Annotated in this window: 27 protein-coding genes, 1 tRNA gene and 1 pseudogene; 21 read left to right on the forward strand and 8 right to left on the reverse strand. The window is 67.2% G+C overall.

The annotated features are described in order from the left end of the window. On the reverse strand, positions 1 to 488 hold a 488-nt coding region (locus DIE06_RS20165), incomplete at its 3' end, for an acyl-CoA dehydrogenase family protein (RefSeq protein ID WP_185733429.1). A 137-nt stretch (positions 489 to 625) separates the two neighbouring features. Between DIE06_RS20165 and DIE06_RS20170 the strand changes: the two genes are divergently transcribed. From DIE06_RS20170 to DIE06_RS20180, 3 genes are all read left to right on the forward strand, one after another. Next, complete coding sequence (locus DIE06_RS20170; RefSeq protein WP_124662861.1) at positions 626 to 1,660, forward strand: AraC family transcriptional regulator; 1,035 nt, start codon at positions 626 to 628, stop codon at positions 1,658 to 1,660. 121 nt (positions 1,661 to 1,781) lie between these two features. Next, complete coding sequence (locus tag DIE06_RS20175) at positions 1,782 to 3,374, forward strand: nodulation protein NfeD (RefSeq protein WP_124662862.1); 1,593 nt, start codon at positions 1,782 to 1,784, stop codon at positions 3,372 to 3,374. Beyond that, complete coding sequence (locus tag DIE06_RS20180; protein WP_124662863.1) at positions 3,371 to 4,144, forward strand: slipin family protein; 774 nt, start codon at positions 3,371 to 3,373, stop codon at positions 4,142 to 4,144. Before DIE06_RS20175 ends, DIE06_RS20180 begins: the two co-directional genes overlap by 4 nt. A gap of 78 nt (positions 4,145 to 4,222) precedes the next feature. Here the strand turns inward: DIE06_RS20180 and DIE06_RS20185 are convergent, their stop codons facing one another. Beyond that, positions 4,223 to 5,500, reverse strand: a complete 1,278-nt coding sequence (locus DIE06_RS20185) for a haloacid dehalogenase-like hydrolase (protein WP_124662864.1) — start codon at positions 5,498 to 5,500, stop codon at positions 4,223 to 4,225. Positions 5,501 to 6,002: 502 nt separating this feature from the next. On the opposite strand from DIE06_RS20185, the gene DIE06_RS20190 reads away from it, so the two are divergent. The 5 genes and pseudogenes from DIE06_RS20190 to DIE06_RS20210 all read left to right on the forward strand — a co-directional run bounded on the left by DIE06_RS20190 (position 6,003) and on the right by DIE06_RS20210 (position 10,708). Beyond that, the gene (locus DIE06_RS20190; RefSeq protein WP_124662865.1) at positions 6,003 to 6,899 is read left to right on the forward strand and encodes a M24 family metallopeptidase; all 897 of its coding nucleotides are present in this window, start codon (positions 6,003 to 6,005) and stop codon (positions 6,897 to 6,899) included. Between the two features lie 65 nt (positions 6,900 to 6,964). Beyond that, positions 6,965 to 8,753 (forward strand): annotated as a pseudogene (locus DIE06_RS20195) (SDR family oxidoreductase). 34 nt (positions 8,754 to 8,787) lie between these two features. Beyond that, positions 8,788 to 9,693, forward strand: a complete 906-nt coding sequence (locus tag DIE06_RS20200) for a metal-dependent hydrolase (protein WP_124662866.1) — start codon at positions 8,788 to 8,790, stop codon at positions 9,691 to 9,693. Between the two features lie 101 nt (positions 9,694 to 9,794). Then, positions 9,795 to 10,082 carry a hypothetical protein gene (locus tag DIE06_RS20205; protein WP_124662867.1) on the forward strand — a complete coding sequence of 96 codons (288 nt, stop codon included), beginning with the start codon at positions 9,795 to 9,797 and terminating at the stop codon, positions 10,080 to 10,082. Positions 10,083 to 10,333: 251 nt separating this feature from the next. Beyond that, positions 10,334 to 10,708: a DUF2917 domain-containing protein gene (locus DIE06_RS20210; RefSeq protein ID WP_124662868.1), complete on the forward strand. Its 375-nt coding sequence runs from the start codon at positions 10,334 to 10,336 to the stop codon at positions 10,706 to 10,708. A gap of 172 nt (positions 10,709 to 10,880) precedes the next feature. Here the strand turns inward: DIE06_RS20210 and DIE06_RS20215 are convergent, their stop codons facing one another. Beyond that, positions 10,881 to 11,159, reverse strand: a complete 279-nt coding sequence (locus tag DIE06_RS20215; RefSeq protein ID WP_096501652.1) for a hypothetical protein — start codon at positions 11,157 to 11,159, stop codon at positions 10,881 to 10,883. A 762-nt stretch (positions 11,160 to 11,921) separates the two neighbouring features. Here DIE06_RS20215 and DIE06_RS20225 point away from each other — a divergent pair. Continuing rightward, complete coding sequence (locus tag DIE06_RS20225; protein WP_124662869.1) at positions 11,922 to 13,223, forward strand: NCS2 family permease; 1,302 nt, start codon at positions 11,922 to 11,924, stop codon at positions 13,221 to 13,223. Between the two features lie 95 nt (positions 13,224 to 13,318). Here DIE06_RS20225 and DIE06_RS20230 read toward each other — a convergent pair whose 3' ends face one another. After that, positions 13,319 to 14,170, reverse strand: a complete 852-nt coding sequence (locus DIE06_RS20230) for a LysR substrate-binding domain-containing protein (protein ID WP_124662967.1) — start codon at positions 14,168 to 14,170, stop codon at positions 13,319 to 13,321. Positions 14,171 to 14,372: 202 nt separating this feature from the next. Between DIE06_RS20230 and DIE06_RS20235 the strand changes: the two genes are divergently transcribed. Genes DIE06_RS20235 through DIE06_RS20245 form a run of 3 tightly spaced genes read left to right on the forward strand, consistent with a single transcriptional unit; the run spans position 14,373 to position 16,110 of the window. After that, on the forward strand, positions 14,373 to 14,903 hold the full coding sequence (locus tag DIE06_RS20235; RefSeq protein WP_124662968.1) for a sugar ABC transporter: 531 nt from the start codon (positions 14,373 to 14,375) through the stop codon (positions 14,901 to 14,903). Between the two features lie 13 nt (positions 14,904 to 14,916). Then, a complete protein-coding gene (locus tag DIE06_RS20240) occupies positions 14,917 to 15,243 on the forward strand; it encodes a hypothetical protein (RefSeq protein WP_124662870.1) in 327 nt (108 codons plus the stop codon). Between the two features lie 3 nt (positions 15,244 to 15,246). Beyond that, positions 15,247 to 16,110, forward strand: a complete 864-nt coding sequence (locus DIE06_RS20245; RefSeq protein ID WP_124662871.1) for an MBL fold metallo-hydrolase — start codon at positions 15,247 to 15,249, stop codon at positions 16,108 to 16,110. Positions 16,111 to 16,261: 151 nt separating this feature from the next. On the opposite strand, the gene DIE06_RS20250 is transcribed toward DIE06_RS20245, so the two are convergent. Beyond that, on the reverse strand, positions 16,262 to 16,549 hold the full coding sequence (locus DIE06_RS20250) for a DUF1488 domain-containing protein (protein ID WP_014898618.1): 288 nt from the start codon (positions 16,547 to 16,549) through the stop codon (positions 16,262 to 16,264). Between the two features lie 243 nt (positions 16,550 to 16,792). Further along, positions 16,793 to 16,984: a DUF2964 family protein gene (locus DIE06_RS20255; protein WP_059527249.1), complete on the reverse strand. Its 192-nt coding sequence runs from the start codon at positions 16,982 to 16,984 to the stop codon at positions 16,793 to 16,795. A gap of 523 nt (positions 16,985 to 17,507) precedes the next feature. On the opposite strand from DIE06_RS20255, the gene DIE06_RS20260 reads away from it, so the two are divergent. The 8 genes from DIE06_RS20260 to DIE06_RS20295 all read left to right on the forward strand — a co-directional run bounded on the left by DIE06_RS20260 (position 17,508) and on the right by DIE06_RS20295 (position 22,866). Next, the gene (locus DIE06_RS20260) at positions 17,508 to 19,397 is read left to right on the forward strand and encodes a sigma-54-dependent Fis family transcriptional regulator (RefSeq protein ID WP_124662872.1); all 1,890 of its coding nucleotides are present in this window, start codon (positions 17,508 to 17,510) and stop codon (positions 19,395 to 19,397) included. Between the two features lie 99 nt (positions 19,398 to 19,496). Further along, positions 19,497 to 19,799 (forward strand): 2Fe-2S iron-sulfur cluster-binding protein, encoded by a 303-nt coding sequence (locus tag DIE06_RS20265; RefSeq protein ID WP_124662873.1) that lies wholly within the window; start codon positions 19,497 to 19,499, stop codon positions 19,797 to 19,799. Positions 19,800 to 19,855: 56 nt separating this feature from the next. After that, on the forward strand, positions 19,856 to 20,350 hold the full coding sequence (locus DIE06_RS20270) for an SRPBCC family protein (protein ID WP_124662874.1): 495 nt from the start codon (positions 19,856 to 19,858) through the stop codon (positions 20,348 to 20,350). 118 nt (positions 20,351 to 20,468) lie between these two features. Further along, on the forward strand, positions 20,469 to 20,846 hold the full coding sequence (locus DIE06_RS20275; protein WP_124662875.1) for a DUF2946 domain-containing protein: 378 nt from the start codon (positions 20,469 to 20,471) through the stop codon (positions 20,844 to 20,846). Between the two features lie 223 nt (positions 20,847 to 21,069). Further along, a complete protein-coding gene (copC, locus tag DIE06_RS20285; RefSeq protein ID WP_124662876.1) occupies positions 21,070 to 21,435 on the forward strand; it encodes a copper homeostasis periplasmic binding protein CopC in 366 nt (121 codons plus the stop codon). 52 nt (positions 21,436 to 21,487) lie between these two features. Then, positions 21,488 to 21,934 (forward strand): copper chaperone PCu(A)C, encoded by a 447-nt coding sequence (locus tag DIE06_RS20290; protein ID WP_124662877.1) that lies wholly within the window; start codon positions 21,488 to 21,490, stop codon positions 21,932 to 21,934. 32 nt (positions 21,935 to 21,966) lie between these two features. Next, on the forward strand, positions 21,967 to 22,143 hold the full coding sequence (locus tag DIE06_RS38345; RefSeq protein WP_185733430.1) for a hypothetical protein: 177 nt from the start codon (positions 21,967 to 21,969) through the stop codon (positions 22,141 to 22,143). Positions 22,144 to 22,236: 93 nt separating this feature from the next. After that, entirely contained in the window at positions 22,237 to 22,866 is a 630-nt protein-coding gene (locus DIE06_RS20295; RefSeq protein WP_124662878.1) for a LysE family translocator, read from the forward strand. Positions 22,867 to 22,910: 44 nt separating this feature from the next. On the opposite strand, the gene DIE06_RS20300 is transcribed toward DIE06_RS20295, so the two are convergent. Continuing rightward, positions 22,911 to 24,236, reverse strand: coding sequence for a leucine-rich repeat-containing protein kinase family protein (locus tag DIE06_RS20300; protein ID WP_124662879.1), 1,326 nt, complete (start codon positions 24,234 to 24,236; stop codon positions 22,911 to 22,913). Positions 24,237 to 24,387: 151 nt separating this feature from the next. Here DIE06_RS20300 and DIE06_RS20305 point away from each other — a divergent pair. Next, a tRNA-Leu gene (locus tag DIE06_RS20305) sits at positions 24,388 to 24,472 on the forward strand. 139 nt (positions 24,473 to 24,611) lie between these two features. On the opposite strand, the gene DIE06_RS20310 is transcribed toward DIE06_RS20305, so the two are convergent. Continuing rightward, a complete protein-coding gene (locus DIE06_RS20310; protein ID WP_260433662.1) occupies positions 24,612 to 25,037 on the reverse strand; it encodes a hypothetical protein in 426 nt (141 codons plus the stop codon). Between the last annotated feature and the right edge of the window lie 335 nt (positions 25,038 to 25,372).

A 25,372-nucleotide genomic window follows, 5' to 3' on the forward strand; every position in this document is an offset into this window, starting at 1 on the left:
GCGCGCTGGCCGTTGGTCACGAACTGCTTCGCGCCGTTCAGCACCCACTTGCCGTCGCGCAGCTCCGCCCGCGTGCGCAGGTTGTTCGCCTCTGAGCCGGCCTGCGGCTCGGTCAGGCAGAACGCGCCGATGATGCGGCCCGCCGCCATCTCGGCCAGCCAGCGATCCTTCTGCGCGGGCGTGCCGAAGCCGAGGATCGGCCCGCAGCCGACCGAGTTGTGCACGCTCATCAGCGTCGCGCACGCGGCGTCGCCGGCCGCGATCTCCTCCATCGCCAGCGCGTAGGCGACGTAATCCGTATAGGCACCGCCCAGCTCCTGCGGCACGATCATCCCGAGCAGGCCGAGTTCGCCGAGCTGCGCGACGACGGCGTCGGGCAGGTGTGCGTCGTGGTCCCACTGCGCGGCGTTCGGTGCCAGCACCTCGGTGGCAAAAGCGCGCGCGGCGTCGCGGATCATCCGCTGGTCTTCGGTGTAAAGCTCATCCATGGCGCTGCTGTCTCCCGCGGTCGCGTGCCGCGACCGACCTTCCGTTTCGATGCAACAAGTGTAGGCAAGCGCGCGCGACTGTTCGATGCTCGCGCCGCTCATTTACACTGATCGTTTTTGCCATACCGGCGGCTTCGATGAAGCAGGAAGACAAGGGAACCGTCGCGATCAGCCTCGTCGCCTACAGTGTCGCGCTCGCCACCCGGCGCGGCGTCGCGGCCGAGCCGCTGCTCGCGCAGGCCGGCATCGCGCCCGCGCTGCTCGCGCAGCCGCGTGCACGGGTGTCCGCGCAGCAATACGGCGCGTTGTGGAACGCCATTGCGCGCGCGCTCGACGACGAGTTTTTCGGGCAGGATCGCCACCCGATGCGCAGCGGCAGCTTCATTGCGATGAGCCAGGCCGCGCTGTCCGCGCAGGACGGGCTGCACGCGATGGCGCGCGCGGTGAATTTCATGCACTGCGTGCTCGACGACCTGCACGCGGAGCTCGACGCCAATCCGCAGCGGGTGCGGCTGCGTTTCGTGCACCGCAACGGCGCCGCGGCGCCCGCGATGTTCACGTACGCGACCTATTTCATCATCGTGTACGGGCTCACCTGCTGGTTGATCGGGCGACGCATCCCGCTGCTGCACGCGAGCTTCCGCTGCGACACGCCGCCGGCCGACCACGAATACCCGTCGATGCTGTGCGACGACATGCGGTTCAACCAGCCCGATTCGTATGTCGATTTCGATCCCGAATTCGCGACGCTGCCGGTCGTGCAGAACGCGAAGACGCTGAAGGCATTCCTGCGCAACGCACCGGCCAGCTTCATCGTCAAGTACCGCAACCCGAACGCGCTGGCACAGCGTGTGCGCACGGTGCTGCGCGGGATGCCGCCCGCGTCGTGGCCCGGTGCGGGCGGGATGGCCGCGCGGCTGCACGTGGCCGAGGCGACGCTGCGCCGCAAGCTGCACCAGGAAGGCCATGCATACCAGTCGATCAAGGACACGCTGCGGCGCGACCTCGCGTTCGAGGCGCTGGCCGATCCGGCGCGGACCATCGCCGACGTTGCGGCCGCCACCGGTTTCGCGGAACCGAGCGCGTTCTACCGCGCGTTTCGCAAATGGAGCGGACGCAGCCCGGCCGAATACCGGGAAGAAGCGCTCGCACGAGGCGGCGGCGCCGGCTGAGCAGGCGGCCGGCGGCCCCGCCTTCGCGCTTTCCGCCGAAACCGCCTAATCTTCAAACATCGGGCCAACGCCCTTTCCGCGAGCCGAACGGCGTGCGGCCGCACGCCGCCCGGACGCCCCGATGCGCATTCACCGTCATGAGCCGCCGCCGGCACCTGCATCGCCCGGCGGCCGCCCCCGTCACCCGCTGTCCGCGCGGGTCGCGCGCGCCGCGCTGTTCGCGGCGCTGCTCGTCGTGTGCGCGGCGGTTGCCGCGTCGCCCCCTGCCGCCACACCCGTCGCCGCCCCGCCCGTCATCGTGATCCCGATCAACGGCGCGATCGGGCCGGCCAGCGCCGACTTCATCGTCCGCTCGCTCGACCGCGCGGCACACGAGCATGCACCGCTCGCGATCCTGCAACTCGATACGCCCGGCGGGCTCGACACGTCAATGCGGCAGATCATCAAGGCGATCCTCGGCTCGCCGGTGCCGGTCGCCGCGTTCGTCGCACCGAGCGGCGCACGGGCCGCGAGCGCGGGCACCTATATCGTCTACGCGAGCCACATTGCCGCGATGGCACCCGGCACCAATCTCGGCGCGGCATCGCCGGTGCAGTTCGGCATCGGCGGCGGCGCGCCCGGTACGCCGGGGACACCGGGGACACCGGGGACACCGGGTGCAACGAAGCCGTCGCCGGCCGGGACATCGGGTGCGGCCGGCGCATCCGGCGCATCCGCGACGCCGGCCGAGCTGCCGAACGACACGCAGTCCACCGAGATCCGCAAGGCGACCCAGGACGCCGCCGCCTACATCCGCGGCCTCGCGCAGTTGCGCGGACGCAATGCCGAATGGGCCGAGCGCGCGGTGCGCGAGGCCCTGAGCCTGTCGGCGAACGAGGCGCGCGCGCAGCATGTCGTCGACCTGGTCGCGCAGGATCCGGCCGACCTCGCGCGCCAGCTCGACGGCCGCGCTGTAACGACGACCGCCGGCACGCTGCACCTCGCGACCGCGCATGCGCCGCTCGTCGTGCTCGCGCCCGACTGGCGCAGCCGCTTCCTGTCGATCATCGCCGATCCGAACGTCGCGCTGATCCTGCTGACGATCGGCATCTACGGCCTGTTCTTCGAATTCGCGAACCCCGGCTTCGTGCTGCCGGGCGTCGCCGGCACCATCTGCCTGCTGATCGGGCTGTTCGCGATGCAGTTGCTGCCGATCAGCTATGCGGGCCTCGGGCTCGTGCTGCTCGGCCTCGGCTGCCTCGTCGCCGAAGCGTTCCTGCCGACCTTCGGCGTGCTCGGTTTCGGCGGGATCGTCTCGTTCACGATCGGCGCGCTGATGCTGATCGACACGGATGTGCCCGGCTACGGCATTCCGTGGCCGGTGATCGGGGGCCTCGCGATCGGCGGCGGGCTGCTCGTCGCCGTCGTGTCGAGCGTCGCGCTGCGCGCGCGGCGGCGGCCGGTGGTGACGGGCGCCGAGGCGATGGTCGGCAGCATCGGCGAAGTGATCGACGACGGCCTGCATCCGGATCAGCCGCACGGCGCCGCCAGCCCCGCGCCGTCGGCCGCCGGCTGGGCGCTCGTCCATGGCGAGCGCTGGCGCGTGGCGAGCAGCGAGCCGCTCGCCGCGGGCTGCCGCGTGCGCGTCACCGGTCGCCACGGACTGCTGCTCACCGTCGCGCCGCTCTACGACGTGCCGACGCAGGAACAACAACACCAGGGAGAACCAACATGATGGGTTACACGTTCGGCTTCAGCAGCGTCCTGATCGTCTTCGTCGTGGTGCTCGTCGCATCGTCGATCCGCATCTTCCGCGAGTACGAGCGCGGCGTGGTGTTCATGCTCGGCCGGTTCTGGAAAGTGAAGGGGCCGGGGCTCGTGCTGATCATCCCGATCGTCCAGCAGGTCGTGCGGATCGACCTGCGCACCGTCGTGTTCGACGTGCCGCCGCAGGACGTGATCACGCGCGACAACGTGTCGGTGAAGGTGAATGCCGTCGTGTATTTCCGCGTCGTCGATCCGGAGAAGGCCGTGATCCAGGTCGCACGCTTCTTCGACGCGACGAGCCAGCTCTCGCAAACGACGCTGCGCTCGGTGCTGGGCAAGCACGAGCTCGACGCACTGCTCGCCGAGCGCGAACAGTTGAACGCCGACATCCAGAAGACGCTCGACGCGCAAACCGACGCGTGGGGGATCAAGGTGTCGACGGTCGAGATCAAGCACGTCGACCTGAACGAAACGATGATCCGCGCGATCGCGCGGCAGGCAGAGGCCGAGCGCGAGCGACGCGCGAAGGTGATTCACGCGGAAGGCGAGCTGCAGGCGTCGGAGAAGCTGCTGCAGGCCGCGCAGCGGCTCGCGCAGCAGCCGCAGGCGATGCAGCTGCGCTACCTGCAGACGCTGACGACGATCGCGGCGGACAAGAATTCGACGATCGTGTTTCCGCTGCCGATCGATCTGCTGGGGGCGTTGCTGGAGCGGTTGGGCATGCCACGCGAGCGTTGAAACACCCGTTTTCCGGACCGTGCGCGGCCATCGATCCCGATGGACGCCGGGCCGCAACGGCCCGGAGCCCGGCGCACCTCAAGCCAGCAGCTTGCGCTCGGTCTTGCCGTACTTGATCGACTTCTCGTCCGGGATCATCAGGCCCGTGTGCTCGTCGCGCCCCTGCAGCAGGAAGCGCGCGTCCGGCTTGCCGATCTGCTCGGCCGCAAGCTTGCTGTCCGCGCCGATCTCGCCCTTCTTCATCCGGTTGACGATCACGCCAGCCGCGGTGTCCTTGAAGTCGCGCAGCATCCACGCGTCGCCGTCGCTGTCGCCGAACACCAGCAGCGGGCCGTAGCCCTTCTTCGACTCGAGGACGTTGCGGATGCCCACCGTCTTGCCCGGCCCCCAGTTGAAATGCCAGCCGGCCGGATACGTGCTCGTGTACTTGCCGTCCCGCATGTCGAGGCGCAGGCCAATCACGTTCCCGGGCGGCACGCCGTAGCCATAGTTCGGATTGCCGGCGAACACGCGCACGACATCGTCGAGCGACGCCGTGCTCACGTACACGTCGATGCCGTTCGCGCGCAGCGTGTGCATCACCGCGCGGATTTCCTCATGAATGCGAATGCCGTGGAAATGCGTGTCGGCCACCACGCCGGCCTTGCCTGGCAGCGTCTTCGGGCTTTCGTAGCGGACCTTGCGCAGCGCGTCGCCGATGCCGTGGTTGTTCGACGCTTCCGCCATCGCCTGCAGTTCGGCGGTCGTCATGTTCCTGTAGAAGTAGATGATCCACTTGTAGCCGATCTCGAGCGGATGCGTGTCGCAGATCGCGTCGTACATGAAGTACAGCTTCGCGCGGAAATCCTTGAACTGATCGGCCTCGCGAATCTCGTCGAGGCTCTTGTCGCCGCCGAATCCCTTGTAGTTCGCGTAGAGCCAGCGATAGTCGGATTCGACATCGGCCGCGAGATCTTCCATCGTCACCGGCTTGCCGTCCACCGTCGTGTAGTCCTTCATGAACGCGCCCTTCGGCACGTCCTTCCACATTACCTCGACGAACTCGTCCGGCGTCAGCTTGTACTGCAGATGATCGATCTGGTACATCAGCAACGCCTCTTCGCAGTCGTTCATGATGCACGTGTTGTCCCAGTCGAACACCGCATACGGGCGGCGCTTTTCGTCGTAGCGCGCGCTCGCGACACCATGCTGGTCAAGCACCGCCTGCAGGCGCGCGGCGTTGAACGGCGACCAGCGGCCCGGGTCCAGCGCATCCGGCGCGGTTGCGCTCTTCGCGCCGGCCGTGCCGGCCTTGAGCATCAGCGACGTCGCAGCGGTCGCCGCGGCAAGGGTATTCATGAACTGGCGGCGTTGCATGGTCTCTCTCCGTGGAAATATCGAATCGGCTTCAGGCGCTACCCCGCATGACGCGCCGCACATCGGCGGCTCATCGGGACGGCTCCGAACTGGGGGCGAATGATGTGACGAAATTATTTCGTCAATTTGACAGCGTCACATCGCGGCGCGACGGGAAGTTGATCCGGAGCGACCTGCCGGGCCGTCGCAAGGCGGCCATCCGCCCCAACCTCCTGAAACCTAGAGTCTTCCCTCCATTTCGGCCCGTCATTAGGAGAAATCCTCACCCCCGGGGGCTGGCGCGCCACGTCGAACCGGCTATCATCATTACATTACTCAATGGCACATTAAATGCTGGTCGAATAATTCGCGAAGGGAACCCTGGCGGATGCATTCCGGGTCAGCGCCCCGCTTTACATAGGACCAGCGCGCGCTTTGCGTGGGACCGGAGTAAGTGCTGAAGCATTAACACCGGTCGTCAAGCGCTGAAGCGCCAATGCTGGCCGACATTTGGAGACGCATCATGGCCGACCACCCGCTGCCGGAAGTCCACCTCGACGAGCTGCCGCAGTTCCGCGCGGTCCAGCAGCTTGCATACCGCTGCGTCGAGACCGTCGGCGCGATGCTCTACCCCGGCATCACCGAGAAGGAGGCCGCGCGCCTCCTGACCGAATGGCTGGGAGACAACGGCGTGCACGACTGGCTGCACAAGCCGTTCGCGTGGTTCGGCGACCGCACCGCGTTCGACGGCTTCTCCGGCCTCAAGCACCTGGGTGGCTTCAACCTCGCATTCTTCCCGAGCAACCGCCAGCTCGAGACCGACATGCCCGTGATCCTCGACGTCGCGCCCGTGCTGAACGGGATCGTCGCGGACGTCGGCTACGCGCACTGCCTGGGCCACAACCCGATCCTCGAACAGCTGCGGGACGACCTGATGGACCATCGCGACTTGATCGTGCGGCTCGTGAAGGCGCGCCGCCCGATGGCCGAGGTCGCGCAGGCGGTCGACGCGCTGTGCCGCCGCCAGGGCGTCGAGCCGCGCCACAAGGCCTATCCGTTCAAGGTGCTCGCGCATCGCGTCGCGCGGATCCACAAGCTGTCGAAGCCGCGCTTCGTCGCGCGCTTCGGGCTGAACGCGACGCGCAACCTGCTGCTCGACCAGGGCCGCGCGGCGAAACAGCAGGGCTGGTCGCCGCTGTGGTCGATCGACCGCCGCTCCGAGCATGCGCCCGTGCCGGGCCTGTGGGCCGTCGAGCCGCATCTCGGCTTCGCCGGCGTCGGCGCGAAATTCGAGGAACTGCTGGTGATCACCGACGACGACGCGTACTGGCTCGACGACGACCTGCCGCACGTGCGCCGCTGGCAGCGCCGCCAGGCCGAACGCGCGCCGGCCGCCGCGAACGTGCCGGCCGCCGCCTGACACGCACGCGTCGCGCCTTCCTCCCGACTCCCCGACTCCCCGAATCCCTGAACGACGGACTCACGATGCAGCCTCTTTCCGACGAAGCGCCGCTGGCCCTGTTCGAATCCGTTCACGGCGAGACGGCCGTCGCCTCCGGCGACCTGACGCTCGCGGTCAGGACCTGGGGCGACCCGGCCCGCTCGCCGGTCGTGCTCGTGCACGGCTACCCCGACGACAGCAGCGTCTGGCAGCAGGTCGCGCCGCTGCTCGCGCGCAAGCACTACGTGATCGCCTACGACGTGCGCGGCGCGGGCCTGTCCGGCGTGCCGAGGCGCACGGCCGGCTACCGCCTCGCGAAGCTGACCGACGACTTCATCGCGGTGATCGACGCGCTCTGCCCCGGCCGCGCGGTCCATCTGATCGCGCACGACTGGGCGCTCGATCCAGGGCTGGGAGTTCGTCACCGATCCGCGACTCGCCGGCCGCATCGCGTCGTACACGTCGTGCTCGGGGCCATGCCTCGACCACGTCGGCTTCTGGCTGCGCGAACGCGTGCTGCACCCGACGCCCGCGTCGTTGGCCAGGCTCGGCGGCCAGCTCGTGCGCTCGTGGTACGTGGTCCTGTTCCACCTGCCGTTCATCCCCGAACTCGGCTGGCGGCTGTGGCTCGGCCACGCGTGGCCGGGCCTGCTGCGCCGGATCGAGAAGACCCCGGCCGCCCCGCGCGCGACTCAGGCCGACGACGGCGCGCACGGCGTGCGCCTCTATCGCGCGAACTTCATCCGCTGCCTGTTCACGCCGCGCGAGCGCTACGCGCACGCACCGGTGCAGACGATCGTGCCGCTCGGCGACAAGTACGTGAGCCCGGCGCTGTCCGAAAACCTGTCGCGCTGGGTGCCGCAGTACTACCGGCGTGAAGTCGCGGCCGGCCACTGGCTGCCGCTCGCCGATCCCGCGCGCTTCGCCGGCCTCGCCGGGCAGCTGATCGACGCGGTCGAATCGGGCGACGAGCCGCCCGCGCTCGCGAACGCTCGCCGCCGCGCAACCAGCGGCCGCTTCAGCGGCAAGGTCGCGGTCGTGACCGGCGCGGGCAGCGGCATCGGCCGCTGCGCGGCCCTCGCATTTGCCCGCGAAGGCGCAACCGTCGTCGCGTGCGACATCGATCTCGCGAGCGCCGAGCGCACCGCGCTGCTGCTCGGCCTGACCGGCGCGCGAGCGCATGCGAAACGCGTGGACGTCGGCTCCGCCGACGAGATGGAAGCGCTCGCGGCGTGGGTCGGCGGCGAACTCGGCGGCGCGGACATCGTGATCAACAACGCGGGCATCGGCATGGCCGGCGGCATGCTCGACACGAGCGCGCGGCACTGGGAGCGCATCCTGCACGTGAACCTGTGGGGCGTGATCCACGGCTCGCGGCTGTTCGCGCAGCAAATGGCCGCGCGCGGCACCGGCGGGCACATCGTCAACACCGCGTCGGCCGCCGCGTTCGGGCCGTCGCGCGACCTGCCCGCTTACGCGACGACGAAGGCCGCCGTGCTGATGCTCAGCGAATGCATGCGCGCGGAACTCGCGGAGAAAGGCATCGGCGTGACGGCCGTGTGCCCCGGTTTCGCGGAGACCGGAATCATGGCGTCGACGCAATACGCGGGCGCCAACGCACAGGACGAGGCACGGCTGCGCAAACGCGCGACGAAGCTGTACCAGATGCGTGGCCTGAAGCCGGAAACCGTCGCACAGGCGATGGTCGACGGCGTGCTGCGCAACCGGCCGGTCGTGGCGGTGGGCACCGAGGCGCATGCGCTGCGCTTCGTCGGCCGCTTCATGCCGTGGCTCGGCCGGATGCTCGCCCGCATCAGCATGGCCTCGCATTGACGGCGCAGACCGTCGCACAGGAACGGAGACACAGATGACCGCTACCGCCGACTATCACAAGATCAAGGCCCGGCACGTGAAGTTCGACTTCAGCGACACGCCGATCACCTGGGTGCCGAACGACCCGGGCAGCACGCACATCATCAACACGCTGAACCTGCTGTTCCCGGAAGGCGAGCTGTGGTTCTGCCGCGTCTACAACAAGGCGCTGCCGCACATCACCGACGCGCGCCTGCGCGACGAAGCCGAAGGCTTCCTGCGTCAGGAAGCGGTGCATTCGCGCTCGCACGGCGGCGTGCTCAAGCATTACTACGACCGGCACGGGATCGACACGAAGCCGTTCACGCAGAAGCTGAACTGGCTGTTCACGCGCGTGCTGGGCGAAGCGCCGTTCGGGCTGAAGATCGGCCACACGCGCTTCTGGCTGCGGCAGCAGCTCGCGGTGATCGCGTCGCTCGAACATTTCTTCGGCTATCTCGGCAACTGGGTGCTCAACGCGCACGGGCTCGACGAAGGCCTTGCCGACCCGACGATGGTCGACCTGCTGCGCTGGCACGGCGCGGAGGAAGTCGAGCACCGGACCGTTGCGTTCGACATCTACAACCACATGGGCGGCAGTTACCCCGAGCGCTGCATGCACATGGTGTTCGTGATCGTGCTGCTGCTCTACTTCATCACGAGCGGCGCGAAGTTCATGTACCGGCGAGATCCGGCCGCCGGCCGCTATCCGGGTTTCGTTCTGTCGTGGTGGAAGGGTTCGCGGCGCGGCCACCTGCCGTCGTTCTGGAAAGTGATCGGCGCGGCGCTGCGCTATTTCAGGCCGGGCTACACGCCGCACCACGAAGGCTCGACCGAGCAGGCACTCGCGTATCTGGCGCGCTCGCCGGCCGCGCAGGCGGCCGCGCATGGCGGCAACTGGGGCACGACGAAGGGCGCGTGACGGGGTTCGCAAACGGGTGCGCAAACGGATTCGCGACGGTTTCGGCGGGGGCGCCCGCCGAAATGCGTACAATCGCGGCTTCATTTCCCGGAGGTGCCGCGATGGCCATGAAGAAAACCGATCTAGAAAAGAACAAGGCGCTCAAGCTGACGCACGCGATGAAGCAGTCCAGCTCCGCGCGCTTCGGCAAGGGTGCCGAGGACACGGCGAAGCTCGATCGCCGCGCGCAGCGCAAGCTCGACCAGGAACAGGGCCTCGTGCCGTTCGCGTGCAAGCTCAACGCCGAACTCGTCGAACAGCTGAAGGCGCGCGCCGCCACCCATCCGAACGGGATGACGGGCCTGCTGTCCGAATTGCTCGTGAACGGCCTCGCGCAGCGCGACGCCTAATCGCCGTCTGTCTCGAAAATAGTCGTTGACAACGCCGTACGACATCGACAAACTCGTTCGCATGCCTACGTTCAAGCTCATCGCCATCGCGAATCATTGCCCGGTGAACATTCGAAAGAATGGATCACGGGAGGCGCTTGTGCGTTAGCATCCGAGCAGTACCGCATGTCACACAAGGCCTCACCGGAAACGGATGAGGCCTTTTTGTTCTGGTGCGCGTCATCCGTCCGGCTCAACGAATGGAGAAGACGATGGACCAGGCAAGCCCGTTGTTCGACCGTCCCGATTCGCGCCGCGCCGGCGCGATCGCGTTACCGACCGTGGTGATCCGTTTCGCGGTTGCGCCGCGCACGACACTGACCTGGCGTGCGCCCGGCGATGCGGAAGTTCGCGCGCATGGCGCGCCGCTGTGGATCACGCGGCCGCCGAGCGTCGACGACTACTGGGTACAACCCGGCGACGTGCTGCGCATCGCGCGCGGCGATCGCATCTGGCTCGGCACCGATGACGACCGGCCGGCCGAAGCGTCGATCACGACGGCGTACGTGCGGCGCGGCGAACGGCTGAGACGCACGCTCGCGCGAATGCAACGTTTGCTCGTCGGACGATGGCGAAGACGGGATTGACGATGCGCGGTCACGCGCGCAACGGGACACCGGGACGCGCGGAATCAACGCATCCGAAAACGGACGCACCCGCGGCGCAATGCGTCGCAGGTGCGCATCGAATGACGCGGCACGCGCATGCGTGCCGCGTGCGATCGCGCGCCGTGCGCAACCCTTGCATGCATCGCGTGCATCAGGTGCTGGCGGCGAGACGCGGGCCCGTGCTGCGGGGAGTGGAATCAAGGTCGGGGCGTTGCGCCGCCTGCGAGGTCACCCACGGGTCGATGCCTTGCTTTTGCACCTCCTCGAGAAATGACACCCGTGCGCGCCAGTAATCCGCCTGTAATTTCGCATCGATGACGCGCTGTTCGGCTGCGAACAGTTCCATGCGCGCCGTCACGAGCATCGACGCAGCGGTTTTTTCCGGCGTGGGGGCGTGCCGCATTGCCCAACGGCTGATCCAGTTCAACATGCTGACCTCCGTGATGACGGACGAACCCGCATCGGGCAATCGCAATCGGTCGCGCCTGCCCGAATGCGCAACGACCGTCACCGCACTTCACCGCCTGGCCTGCACGGACTGCGACTCCCCCGCGTCGGCAACAACCGGCCGGCGTGTGCGCGCGGTGTATCTATCCTAGAAAGACTTGCCGGTTAACGCGATGACGACTTGCAATCTTTTACACAGAAACCACAGTCGGGCCCGCATCTCGAAATGACAGTTGCGGACGGAACGGCTTCGGCGCAGGATAGCCCGATATCTGCAACCGCCTCGACTGACGAATGGCCGCTGCACGCCGCCGCGCACCCGCGCCGGTCGTGCGCGTGCGTTCGCGCACGCGTTGCACCCGCCGTGCGTTCGTCCAGCATGCGGGTGCGCCATTGCAGGCGCACGTCATCGCGTGGCGGCCTCGCCCCGCCTGTCGATCATGCCGTTGCGCCCGCATCGGCCGACACGCCCCGCCCGCCATCGAATCGTTTCCATCGTTTCACCTGCCCGCGTCGTCCGAACCGGTAAAATGCGCGCCTTCCTCGCGCGGCCGGCCTGTCCGACCGTTCGCGCGAACGCGGCCGATCGTGCCCCGCAACTATATCGTCCGAGCTATCCGCGCTATTACAATCCGCCGATAGCGCGGCAATAGTGGCTGGTTACAGTAGGCCGGCCTTGCGCTGCCTTACAACAATTCGGCACAAACAACAAGCAACACGACAACCCGACCGGAGAAACGCCTTCATGGAATCCATCAAGCGGTATTTCGGCTTCGCTGAAGCCGGCACCGACTTCCGCACCGAAATACTCGCGGGCGTCACCACGTTCCTGACGATGGCCTACATCATCTTCGTCAACCCCGCGATCCTCGGTGACGCCGGCATGCCGAAGGAATCCGTGTTCGTCGCGACCTGCCTCGTCGCGGCGCTGGCCTCGATCATCATGGGGCTGTACGCGAACTATCCGATCGCCTGCGCACCCGGCATGGGCCTGAACGCGTATTTCGCGTACACCGTCGTCAAGGGGATGGGCTTCACGTGGCAGGCCGCGCTCGGCGCGGTGTTCATCTCGGGCTGCCTGTTCCTGCTCGTCACGCTGTTCCGCGTGCGCGAGGCGATCGTCAACGGCATTCCGAAATCGCTGCGCATCTCGATCACCGCCGGCATCGGCCTGTTCCTCGGCATCATCTCGCTGAAGACCTCGGGCGTGATCGTCGGCAGCCCGGCCACGCTCGTCACGCTCGGCGACCTGCACAAGCACGACACGATCCTCGCGATCATCGGTTTCTTCACGATCGTCACGCTCGACTACCTGCGCGTGCGCGGCGCGATCCTGATCGGCATCATCGGCGTCACGATCCTGTCGTTCTTCTTCGGCGACAACCAGTTCCACGGTGTATTCTCCGCGCCGCCGTCGATCGACGCGACGCTGTTCAAGCTCGACATCGGCGCCGCGCTGTCGACCGGCATCATCAACGTGATCCTCGTGTTCTTCCTCGTCGAGCTGTTCGATGCCACCGGCACGCTGATGGGCGTCGCGAACCGCGCGGGCCTGCTCGTCGAAGGCAAGATGAACCGCCTGAACAAGGCGCTGCTCGCCGACAGCACCGCGATCGTCGCGGGCTCGGTGCTCGGCACGTCGTCGACCACCGCGTATATCGAAAGCGCATCGGGCGTGCAGGCCGGCGGCCGCACGGGCGTGACGGCGATCACCGTCGCCGTGCTGTTCCTCGCGTGCCTGTTCATCGCGCCGCTCGCCGGCGTCGTGCCGGGCTACGCAACGGCACCGGCCCTGCTGTATGTATCGTGCCTGATGCTGCGCGAGATGGTCGACGTGCCGTGGGACGACGCGACCGAAGCCGTGCCGGCCGCGCTGACCGCGCTGCTGATGCCGTTCACGTACTCGATCGCGAACGGCGTCGCGTTCGGCTTCATCGCGTACGGCGGCCTGAAACTGCTGACGGGCCAGGCCCGCACGGTCAAGCCGATCGTGTGGATCATCGCGGCCGTGTTCCTGTTCCGCTTCTTCTATCTCGGCAGCGAGTGACGCGCACGCATCGGTGCGCGGCAAGATGAGAAAACGTCACCTTCGGGTGGCGTTTTTTTGTTTGGGTCGGCGCGGGTGATTGGCGCGTGCCCAGATCACGCGTCCGCCTGCCGCAGCACCCAGCGCGCAAAGGCCTGCAACGGCCCCTCGCCCAGTTCCAGCGCTTCGGGCAACACGAGACAGAAGCGCTTGACCACGCCTCGACCGTCCGGCCAGGGCGCGGCGAGCAATCCTTGCGCGACCTCGGCCTCGACGTAAAGCCGCGGCACCAGCGCGACGCCGAGCCCCGCGTGGACCGCCGCGATCAGCATCGAGTAGAGATCGTAGCGCGCGCCAGCGGCCGGATTGCTCACCGGCAACCCCGTCTCCTGCACGTACGCCGACCACGCATCGGGCGTCTGGCGCTTGTGCAGGCGCGGCAGCGTGCCCAGCAACGCGTCCGGGTGCCCGCCCGCAAGCAGCGACGGATGGCAGACCGGCACCAGCACCTCCTCGCACAACCGGTACGCATGCATGCCCGCCCAGGCCGGATGCTCGAAGTGAATCGCCGCATCGAATCCGCTGCCGGCCAGCACGAACGGCTCGGCGCGATCGGCGAAATGCACCGTGATGTTCGGATGCCGCGCCTGGAATCCCTTGAGCCGCGGAATCAGCCAGCGCGTCGCGAACGTCGGCGTCACGGCGATATCGATGCTGCCGCCGTCGCCGGGCTGACCCATCATGTACTGGCTGTCGCGTTCGAGCCGGTCCAGCACTTCGCGAACCTGCGCCGCGTAGCGCACGCCGTTCGGCGCCACCCGCACGCGGTTGCCGACCCGCTCGAACAGCGACACGCCAAGGAACGTCTCAAGCCGGCCGATCTGCCGGCTGATCGCGCCTTCCGTCAACGCCAGTTCGTCGGCGGCACGCGCGAAGCTCCCATGCCGCGCCGCGGCCTCGAATGCCATCAATGCCGAATTGCTCGGAATCCTGCGTCGCGTCACGATTGCTCCCGGTCCGACCACCGTCGGTCATGACTTGATCAAATGTCACTGAACGATGACGAATCATCGTTTTTCGCCCGTTCATCGGCTCATTATCATGACAAAAACTCAACCAGTCGAGCGAACCGATCGATCCGGAAGGCCCGCTCGCCCCCGTGGAGATGTCATGATCTATGCCGTTGAATGCAGCATTGCCGAGCCCGCCGTCGAAGCCGAGTGGAACGACTTCTACAGCCGGGTCAAACTGCCGGCGCTGATTTCCGTCTCCGGCTTCCGCACGTCGCAACGCTTTCGCGCCTTCGACGGCGACGGCCCCGCCTACCTCGCGCTGCATACGATCGACGGCCCGGACGTGCTGACGTCGGCCGAGTATCGCGACAAGGGCGGCGGCAATTTCGCGCGGTGGCAGCCGCACATCGTGGCGTGGCGCCGCAACGTGTACGACAGCGCGGCGCCCGCGCCGGCCGTCTCCGGTCATCAATGGCTGGCCGTTTGCGACGACGACGCCCCGTTCGCGCGAGCAGGTATCGCAGCCATGGCCATGCAGGCGGTCGCGCTGGACCGCCAGCCGGCCACTCGCTGGCTGGCCGTCCTGGATCGCGATCAGGCACGGATCGCGTCCGGCGCCACGATCCGGTGCTATGCGCCGATGGGCGACCGGCTCGTCGGCACGCCGGCGTCGGCGACCGCACGCTGACGGGCGCCCGGCCATGCCCAGCGTCACGATTCTCATCCCCGGGGCGAGCATGCCGTCCAACGCGGCGCTCGACGCGCTGTCGTCGGCCTGTGAGGCGCTCTGCAGCGATGTGTTGCGCGCCGCACCCGGCACGATCCACGTCGCGTACGTCCCGATCCGGCATGGCTGCGGACATCCGGTCAGCGCGGAGATCCGCTTTCGCATCACATCATTTCGCACCACTGAATTGATGGATCGATTCATGGCCGAACTGGATCGCGAGATTCTCCGCCACACCGGATTCGTCGCACGCATCCGCTGCTTCGGCTACGACACCCCCCACCTTCACGCCCGACATTGACCCATGAGCGCACCCGTTCCCCGCCATTCGTTCCCGCGCCGTCAGGTCGGCGATTTCTCGGTGACCGCGATCAGCGACGGCACGCTGACGGCCGGCCTCGACCTGCTGTCGAACATCGACGTCGACGACGCGACCGGCATCATGCACCGGGCCGGCATACACGCGCCGTCCGACGTCAACATCAACTGTTACGTGATATGCGGGAACGGCCGCACCGTGCTCGTCGACACAGGTGCCGGCGGCATCCGGAACTGGGGCGGCCTGTTGGGTCCATCGCTGTCGCAAGCCGGTATCGATGCACGCGACATCGACACGATCCTGCTGACGCACGCGCATCCCGACCACATCGGCGGCCTGCTCGACACCGGCGGGCGGCCGGCCTTCCCGCACGCCGAGGTGCTCATTCACGAACGGGAACGTGCGTTCTGGCTGGACGACGACGCGTACGAACGAGCAAGCGAGCGGGCACGCGTCAATTTCCGGATCGCGCGGCGCACGTTCGACGCCTATCGAGCGCAGCTACGTACCATCGGAGCGGGCAACGTGCTGCCCGGCATCGTCGCGGTGCCGCTGCCGGGGCACACACCCGGCCATACCGGCTATCGTGTCGAATCGCGGGGCGAGCGCCTGCTGATCTGGGGCGACCTCGTGCATTTCGCGCCGATTCAGGTCGCTCGCCCCGACGTGTCGATCGCGTTCGATCACGATCCGTCGCAGGCATCGGCGACGCGCGCGGCAACACTCGCCGAAGCCGCTTCGGAGCACCTGCCGATTGCGGGCATGCATCTCGCCGACACCGGCTTCGCACGCATCGCGCGCACGAACGGCTCGACCGACGGCGCGTACGCGCTCATCGGGGCGGATTAGGCGAAACGGAACGCAGGTATGCGCTCGCGCCACACGATGCGCGAATCGCGGCGCGCATCATCCCGCGCAAGCAGGGCACCGGCGGGCACGCGCCGATATGACACGGGCGCCGGTATCCGGCGCCCGCTCCGTCGCTGCCCGGTCGTCCGGCTCAGCGCCAGTTCGCTTCGTAGAAGCGCACGTAGCCGCTGCGCAGCGTCACGCATTGCGCGCGCGTCTCGGACAGCAACCGCCGTGCGGCTGCCTCGATACGCTCGCGGTGCTGATCGTACGCACCAACCATGTCCTCGAAGCGCGGCGATGCCGCACCGAAATGATCCTCCAGCGCCTCGGCGGTGATCTGACATTGGACGCGCTCGCCATTGACCAGCGCCGTGAATCCAAGCATCAGGTCGCGCCCCGAATATTCGGGCTTCTCATTCGTGAAATGGATCTGCATGGGAGCCGCCTGTCGTCCGGTAGAAAGCAAATGACCGCGTCCGTCGTCCGCCACCGGCCGGACGAAAATGTACGCGGGCTCGCCGGCAGAGGCACGATCCACGGGGATATGGCGCAGACAATGCATGCCGGTTGCATTCCACTTTAGACGGTTTCGCGCAGGAGGCAAAATTTGCGATGTGCGTCGTTCCGACGCGCATTTCCTCTGACCAGTACGACATCCGGCACCGTTTGCCGAACGGCATCAGTGAGGATCGGTGGGCCAGATGTTCAGCGCGATCGCGGCGGTCGTGGCGCCCACCGCAATCGCGGCCGCTCCGTATTGCACCGCGTCGCTGAGATCGAACAGCAGACCGTGGATCGCCACGGCGATGCCGCCCAGCATGATGAAGGTGGCGATGGCCGCCAGCACGACTCTCAGTTCCGTCCGAACCATGATGCGTCTCCCGAACGGATGCATGTCACGTCGCATGCATGTTGCAATGCAGAACGCGACGCGTGCGCGTTCCACTTCAATCATTGCAGGCGGGTGCTTAAAAGCAAGGGGTTTTTGTACGCAGTCGCACAACGCGCGCGGCGCTTGTATGATGAGGCGATATCGACGGCGGCGGCCCGGGCGGCGGATGGTGCGGTGCAAAGCGTCAAGGTGGTTCGACTGCGAAGCGTGGTGCCTCGGAATGCGCTGAAGTGCTGGCTTGGGGCGACCGCGAAGCATCGACCAGAGTAAGTGCTGAAGCGCCAACTCGGGCCGACCGCGAAGCATCGACCAGAGTAAGTGCTGAAGCGCTAACTCCGGCCGACCGCGAAGCATCGACCAGAGTAAGTGCTGAAGCGCTAACTCCGGCCGACCGCGAAGCATGGGGCCGGAGTAAGCGCTAAAGCGCTAACTCCGGCCGACCGCGAAGCATGGGGCCGGAGTAAGCGCTAAAGCGCTAACTCCGGCCGACAGGAGACAAGACATGCCTCAATCTTTCGTGCTGCCCGCCACCGCGGGCCGCATCGACCTGCTCGCGCAGGCGCATGCCCGTTCGACCGCGGTCGGCCTGCGCGCCAACGAGCGCCCCGATTTCTCGCCGCTGTCGCGACTCGCGCTGCGCGAACTGCTCGACACGAACCACGCGCTGTTCGCGCACGCGCGCCCCGTGATGGAAAACCTCCACGCGCAGATCGCCGACACGCAAAGCCTCGTGCTGCTCACCGATGCCGACGGCGTGATCCTGCACAGCATCGGCGACGCGGACTTCATCGAGAAGGCGAACCGCGTCGCGCTGTGCACCGGCGTGTCGTGGGCCGAAGGCGCACGCGGCACCAACGCGATCGGCACCGCGCTCGCATCAGGCCAGGCGGTCGCCGTGCACGGGTCCGAACACTTCCTGCGCGCGAACCATATCCTCACCTGCTCGTGCGCACCGATCATCGACCCGTTCGGCCGCACGCTCGGCACGCTCGACGTGAGCGGCGACCCGCGCGGCTTCAGCCCCCATACGCTCGCGCTCGTGCGGATGTCCGCGCAACTGATCGAGAACCATCTGTTCGCGAACCAGTGCGCGGAAGCGCTGCGGCTGCGCTTCCACGCCCACGAGGATTGCGTCGACTCGCTGTTCGCCGGGCTCGTCGCGTTCGGCCCCGACGGCGGGCTGATCGCCGCGAACCGGAGCGCGCAATTCCAGCTCGGCGCGACGTTCGATGCACTGCAGCATCAAGGCTGCGATGCGCTGTTCGGCATGCGCTTCGGCCAGCTCGCCCAGCAGGCGGCACGCGCATCCGGCGCACCGTTCCGCCTCACGCTGTCGACCGGCGTGCGCGTGCTCGCACGCTGCGAATTCGCGGAAGCGCACAAGACAACCGTCGCCGTCACGCCACCCGCCCCCGCCGCGCGCACGCGGGCGCCGGACCCCGACGCGATCACGTTCGCGACGCTCGACACCGGCGATGCGCGGATGGCCGCCGTGCTCGAACGCGTCGCGAAGATCCGCGGACGCGACCTGCCGTTGCTGATCCTCGGCCAGACCGGCACCGGCAAGGAATGGCTCGCGCGTGCGCTGCACCAGGCATCGCCGCGCGCGGACGGCCCGTTCGTCGCGGTCAACTGCGCGGCGCTGCCGGATTCGCTGATCGAGGCCGAACTGTTCGGCTACGAGGACGGTGCATTCACCGGCGCGCGCAAGCGCGGCAGCCCCGGCAAGATCGTGCAGGCCGACGGCGGCACGCTGTTTCTCGACGAAATCGGCGACATGCCGCTCGCGCAGCAGGTCAGGCTGATGCGCGTGCTGCAGGAGCGCGCGGTGATGCCGCTCGGCGGCGCACGCGCGGTGCCGGTCGACGTGCGCGTGGTCTGCGCGACCCACCGCGACCTGCGCGCGATGATCGCCGAAGGCACGTTCCGCGAAGACCTGTTCTACCGGATCAACGGACTCGCGGTCACGCTTCCGCCGCTCGCCGCACGCACCGACCTGCCCGCGCTGGTCGAGCGGATCCTCGCGCGGCTGGCGCGCAGCGAGCCGATGCCGGGCCGCCTCGCGGCCGACGTGCTCGACGCGTTCATGCGGCACCGCTGGCCCGGCAACCTGCGGCAAATGACCAACGTGCTGCGCACGGCCGGCATGCTCGCCGAAGACGAAGCCGAGATCACGCTCGCGCACCTGCCCGACGATTTCTGGCTCGACTGCGACGACGCACCCGCGGCCCAAGCCGCACCGGCCGACACGCGCGAAGCGACGACGCTGCAGAGCCACCAGGCCGCGGTGATCGACGCCGTGCTCGCGCGGCACGGCGGCAACGTGTCGGCCGCCGCGCGCGAGCTCGGGCTCGCGCGCAATACCGTGTATCGCTACCTGCGGCGGCACTGACGCGCCTGGCCGGCTGCCCGACGCGCGCCGGCCGCATCGCCTTCGGGTATGCTTGGCGCTTGCCTTGTCTTGCCGCCGCGCCACCGCCCGCTTCGATCCATGACCGATCCCGACCACCCGCAGCTCGTGCGCATCGAGCCGCTCGGCGCGACGTTCAACGCCCCCGATTCGCTGACGCTGCTCGAGGCCGCCGCGTTCGCGCATGTCAGGCTGCCGCGCTCGTGCCGCAACGGCACATGCCGGAGCTGCCTGTGCAGGATCGTCAGCGGCAGCGTACGCTATACGATCGAATGGCCGGGTCTGAGCCGCGAGGAAAAGGCCGACGGTTATACGCTCCCGTGCGTGGCCGTCGCGACCTCGGATGTCGTGCTCGACGTGCCCGACGCGGTCATGATCGACTGAACGCGGCGCGCGGCCGCGCGCCGTCCCGCAACGATGATGCCTGCGTGGAGATCAGGATGACCCAACCAACCGATCGCATCGAGAAACAAGCCTTGCTCGCCGCGCCGCCGGCGCGCGTCTGGGAAGCCGTCAGCAATGCCGGCGAATTCGGCACCTGGTTCGGCGTGACGTTCGACGGGCCGTTCGTGGCCGATCAGCCGCTGTTCGGCCGCATCACGCCGACGCAGGTCGACGACGACGTCGCCAAGGCACAGCAGCCGTATGCGGGCACTGTGTTCGAAATCGTCGTCGATCGCGTCGAGCCGAAGCAACTGTTCTCCTTTCGCTGGCACCCGTTCGCGATCGACCCGAACGTCGATTACACGTCCGAGCCGATGACGCTCGTCACGTTCGCGCTCGCCGAAGCGAACGGCGGCACGCTGCTGACGGTCACCGAAACGGGTTTCGACCAGCTGATCGAAGCACGCCGTACGAAAGCGCGCGAGATGAACGATCAGGGCTGGGCCGCGCAGATGACGCTGATTACGAAATATCTGGCGAAGCACGCGTAGCCGCGCCGCCCCGCCCGCGCCGCGCGTCATTCGCGGTATCCGCGTGCCCGCATGGCCTCGCCGCGGGTGCGTGGCATAATCCGCTCCATCGTTGCCCCTACGCCGCCCCGCGCATCGCATGCTGAGTCGTCGTTTCCGGAAGATCGTCAGTCTGATCGGGATGCTCGCCATCCTGATGACGGCGCTCGCGCCGACGATCTCGCAGGCGCTGACGACGCAAGACCGCGTCGACGCGCTGCTTGCCGGCTACTGCACGGCCGGGCCGGCCGGCGGCGACCACGCCGGCGATACGTCGTCGAAAAGCCTGCAGGCCCATCTGCAGGCTTGCGGCTATTGCAACCTGCTCGCCCATACACCGGCCCTGCCCGCGCCGGAACTGACGTTCGCGGCCAACATTCACCCGCTCCAGCATCGCGAAGCAACCCGCTTCGAAAGCCTGCGCCGCGCGCTGCCGCTCACGGCCGCGCAACCGCGCGCCCCGCCGTTCGCGTCCTGATTCGTCGTCACCGCGCGTGATGCCGCAGCGCATCGCGCCGTCCGCACGCGCCTGCGCGTGCATGCCGTGTCACGTTTCGAAGGACGATCATGTTCGACCGTATTGCTCGCGGCATCGTGCCGTGCGTGTGCTCGCCCGCTTCCGGCGATTGCACGTGCGCGAACGCGCGGCCGCAAGTCGAGTGCATCGTTCTCCTTGTCATTTCCAACCGGATCATCCCGTCATGAAAACCACTGCTTTCCTCCGCGGCGCACTCGTCGCACTCGGCTTCGTCGTCGCACAGGCCGCTCACGCGCACGCACATCCGAAAACCCTGGAACCCGCCGCCGACGCCACGCTGTCGAGCGCGCCGCACGCGGTCACGATCGACTTCAGCGAAACGCTCGAACCCGCATTCAGTTCGATCGCCGTCACCGACAGTCATGGCCAGTCGGTCGCCGACGGGAAATCCACGGTCGACGCCGGCAACCGGAAGCGGATGCATGTCGCATTGGCCGACCTTGCGGCCGGCGCGTACACGGTTACGTGGATTGCGGTGGCGAGCGACGGCCATCGCACGCAGGGCCGCTACACGTTCACGCTGAAGTGATCCATACGATGCCCGCGCGGCAATCTTTTCTACCCGATCAGGAACACCATCAATGAAACGCTCGATTCCGACCAGTCTGCTGTTTGCCGTGCTCGCGCTGCAGGCGCCCGCCACGTTCGCCGCGACGGCCGTACAGGCCGATGCATGCTGGATCCGCACGATGCCGGCGACGGTGCCGTCGTCCGGCTATTTCACGCTGAAGAACGACGGCGACAAGCCCGTCACGCTTACGGGCATCGATACGCCCGCGTTCGGGATGGCGATGATGCACGAAACGCAGACGGCCGGCAGTACCGCGAAGATGGTTCACGTCGAAGCGGTCGACGTGCCCGCGCACGGCACGGTGACGTTCAGGCCGAAGGGCTATCACGTGATGCTGGAGGCGCCGCGCAAGCCCGTCGCACCCGGCGCGAAGGTGCCGTTCCGGCTGCATTTCGCCGACGGCACGACGGTGTCCGCGAGCTGCGACGCGAAGGCGCCTTCCTACAGCGGCCAGTAACGCCGCAACCGCACCGACCGAAGGAGACGCACATGAACAAGGAACACCTGCCGCTGGCCGACCTGATCATCCGCTACCGGACGCCGCTGAATGTCGCCGTGTTGATCGTCTGCGGGTTATGGGCGGCGTGGATCGCGTGGATGACGCGGCCTTCCGCGATCGATTCGCCGCCGTCGATCGCCGCCTCCTGCGTGCGCGACGCGAACTGACAAGGCGCGACGGTTCCGGCGATTGCTGGCGCCAATTTTGGCGTGACACCATCGCTTCATCCCGACTGCCGGAACCGCCTTTCGGAGCACCGCATGTCCATTCAGACCTGGATGCTGTTTGCCGCAGCCTATCTCGCGACGACGCTGTCGCCCGGGCCCAACGTGTTGCTCGTGATTCGCAACACCGTGCGCTACGGCACACACGGCACTGCCGCGACGATCGCGGGCAACCTCGTCGCGCAGGCCGTGGTCGTGATGCTCGTCGCGCTCGGCGTCGGCGCGGTGCTCGCCGCGATGCCGCCGCTGTTCGTCGCGATGAAGGTCGTCGGCGCCGCGTACCTGATGTTCCTGGGTGTCCGGCAACTGCGCGGCGACCGGAAGGCGGCCGCGTCGACCGGCGCAGCGCAGATCGCCCTGCCCGACCGCGGGAAGCTGTTCCGTGAAGCGCTGTTCGTGTCGGGCAGCAATCCGAAGACAATGATCTTCCTGTCGGCGTTCATGCCGCAGTTCATCGCGCACGATCGCCCGCTCGCGATGCAGTTCGTCATGATGTACGCGACGATCGCCTGCACCGTCGTCGTCGTGCACAGCGTCTATTCGTTCGGCGTGCGACGGCTCCATCGCGGCTTCGGCGTCAGCCCGTGGGTACGCGCGGCCAAGCGCGCCAGCGGGCTGCTGTTCGTCGGGCTCGGGATCAAGCTGCTGACTGCGCGGCAGGCGTAAGCATCAGCATGGCGACTACCGACACCGCAACGCGGACGAAGCTGTCAGTCCTTCGATGAAGCCAGTGCAGCCGCAATCTGGTCGAACGACGGCCGCGCGTCGACCTCCTCGTTCAGACAGGCGGCCGCCAAGGCTTCGAGTGCGTGCGAACCTTCCCACGCCCGCGGCTCGCATCGCTCGAGCAACTCGCCGAGCAGGTAACCGAACGCCCTGACTTCCAGCCGTTCGAGCCGCGCCGCACGCACGCGATCGTTCACGTGATAGACCGACGCCGCGCCGAAATCGCCGAGCATCGCGCCGCCCTCGCCGTCGTGCAGGATATTGTGCGCGTACAGGTCGCCGTGCATGATGCCGCGCGCATGCAGATGCGCCGCGACCGACGCGATGCCGTGCGCGATCCGCACTGCCGCTGCCGGCGCGAATCGCGCATCGGCCGCATACACATCGCGCGTGCAGGACGCGAAGCTCGGCGGCCCTGCAAGGTTCGTCAGCGCCGGATCGACCAGTTCCATCACGAGGCCGTGGGTGCCGTCCGGATGACCGCGCACCTTGCCGATCACCGGAATCATGTTCGGGTGACGCCCGGCGTGCAGGCAGGCGGCCATTTCGCAATCGGGCAGGCCGTCGCTCGTCACCGCCCCCTTGAACAGCTTCACCGCGACCGCGCGCGGCGCCTGGCCGTCCGCTCGCCACTGCGCGCGGTAAATGACACCGGATGCGCCTTCGCCGAGCTTCTGATCGCACGAGAGCGACGTCCAGTCGATGTCCGCGACGCCCGGCTCGGCCGACGCGGCGGCCTCCGGCTCGGCGCCGAACGGATTGCCCGCGGACGCGAGCCATGCGAGGCGCGGCAGACGCAATAGCCAGTCCGGCAGCGCATCGAGCCGGTTCGCCGACAGGCGCACCAGTTCCAGCGAACGGCAGGCGGCCATTTCGGCTGGCAACGCACGCAGCCGGTTGCCCGCGAGCATCAGCTTCTGCAAGCGCGCACAGTCGCCGATCTCGGCGGGCAGTGCGTCGATTTCATTGTCGGTCAGGATCAGCCAGCGCAGCCCGCGTGGCAGCGAACGACGCGGCACCGTGCGGATCCGGTTCGCCTTGAAGCCGATCATGTCGAGCTGCACGCACGTGCCGAGCACTTCGGGAAATTCGGTGAAGCGATTGCCGGACGCGAACAGGATGCGCAGGCGATGCAGCCGCGACAGGTCGTCCGGCAGCGCCGACAGCGCATTGCCGGACAGGTCGAGCACTTCGAGCGTATCCGCCAGATCGAGGATCTCGCGCGGAAATTCGGTCAGCCCGCACGCGAGCTTCAGTTGCCGGGCGCCCGACAGCTGGCCGGCCTGCAGTTGTTCGAGGGTCGTCGTCACGGGGGAGAAAACGGGTTGCGGTTGCGAGGATCGTCGGATCGATTTCGACGAATTTTACCGGGATCGTCTGCGCCTGCCCCACGATCGTGTCATCTCCCCTTCACAAACGCGCAATCTGACGCTAGAATGGCGCCCCTTGCAGTACCGAAGTGCCGACGTGGTGAAATTGGTAGACACGCTATCTTGAGGGGGTAGTGGCGAAAGCTGTGCGAGTTCGAGTCTCGCCGTCGGCACCAGACACGGTTTGACCGTGTTTCGGGCACGTTCGACTACCCGCGACAGCGCAACGCTTCGCGGGTTTTTCGTTTCCACCGCGCATCGCTCCGCAAGCGTCCAGCACGCGTTACCGGGATGCGTGACGCGCTCGACAAACAATTACTCCGGCGCAGGAATCGGCGAGGGTCCGACATCCTGCACGATACGCGTCAGCCGCGACCATGCGTCGATCAGGCGGTACTTCGGCAACGTAGCCATTTGCATATCGTGTTGCACCACGATGCGCTCGAGCGCCGCCCGCTCGTCGTCGTTCGGCTCGCCGGCCTGTGCCCTTCTCACCCGTTCGACGATGGCATTCAGCGCAGCTTCCGCCGCCCGATAGGGAGACACATCCCGATCGTTGGCGTCTCGCAGGAAGAAGGCCAGATAAACCACATTCATCACGGTCGCGATCGCATCGACATCAGCACGACCGGCACGCAACGAAGCCAGCGCCACGTGATGCTTGAGTGACAAGTGCCGCGCTTCGACAGCCGGCAGAGGCAGCAGCATCTCCTTCGTACGGCGCCTGCGTTTTCGCATCATGCCGACGCTCTCCATTCATTTCGCACTACGACGACCAACCAGCGATGCCTGCCTGATGATCGTCGCTGCCATGCGACCGCCGGAGTTCGCATTGGTGACGGGCGGGATCCTCGATTTTCGATTCCACAGATGATTTCTCGCATGCCGACCCGTCGCCTTTTCGATGCTCCGAAAGGTCATTCGTTTGTGAAAACGTTAGCATCCCACATTACCAAGACCAATCCGACATGACAAAGCTTGACATTTCCACCTGACGATTTTTACCCATACTCAAATAACGAATCGTCGATGCGACGGCTCGTGAAAAGTGAATCAGGCCGCCCGCTGCATTGCCA

The organism is Burkholderia sp. Bp8998 (genome assembly GCF_003854235.1).
In the GTDB taxonomy this organism is placed as follows: domain Bacteria; phylum Pseudomonadota; class Gammaproteobacteria; order Burkholderiales; family Burkholderiaceae; genus Burkholderia.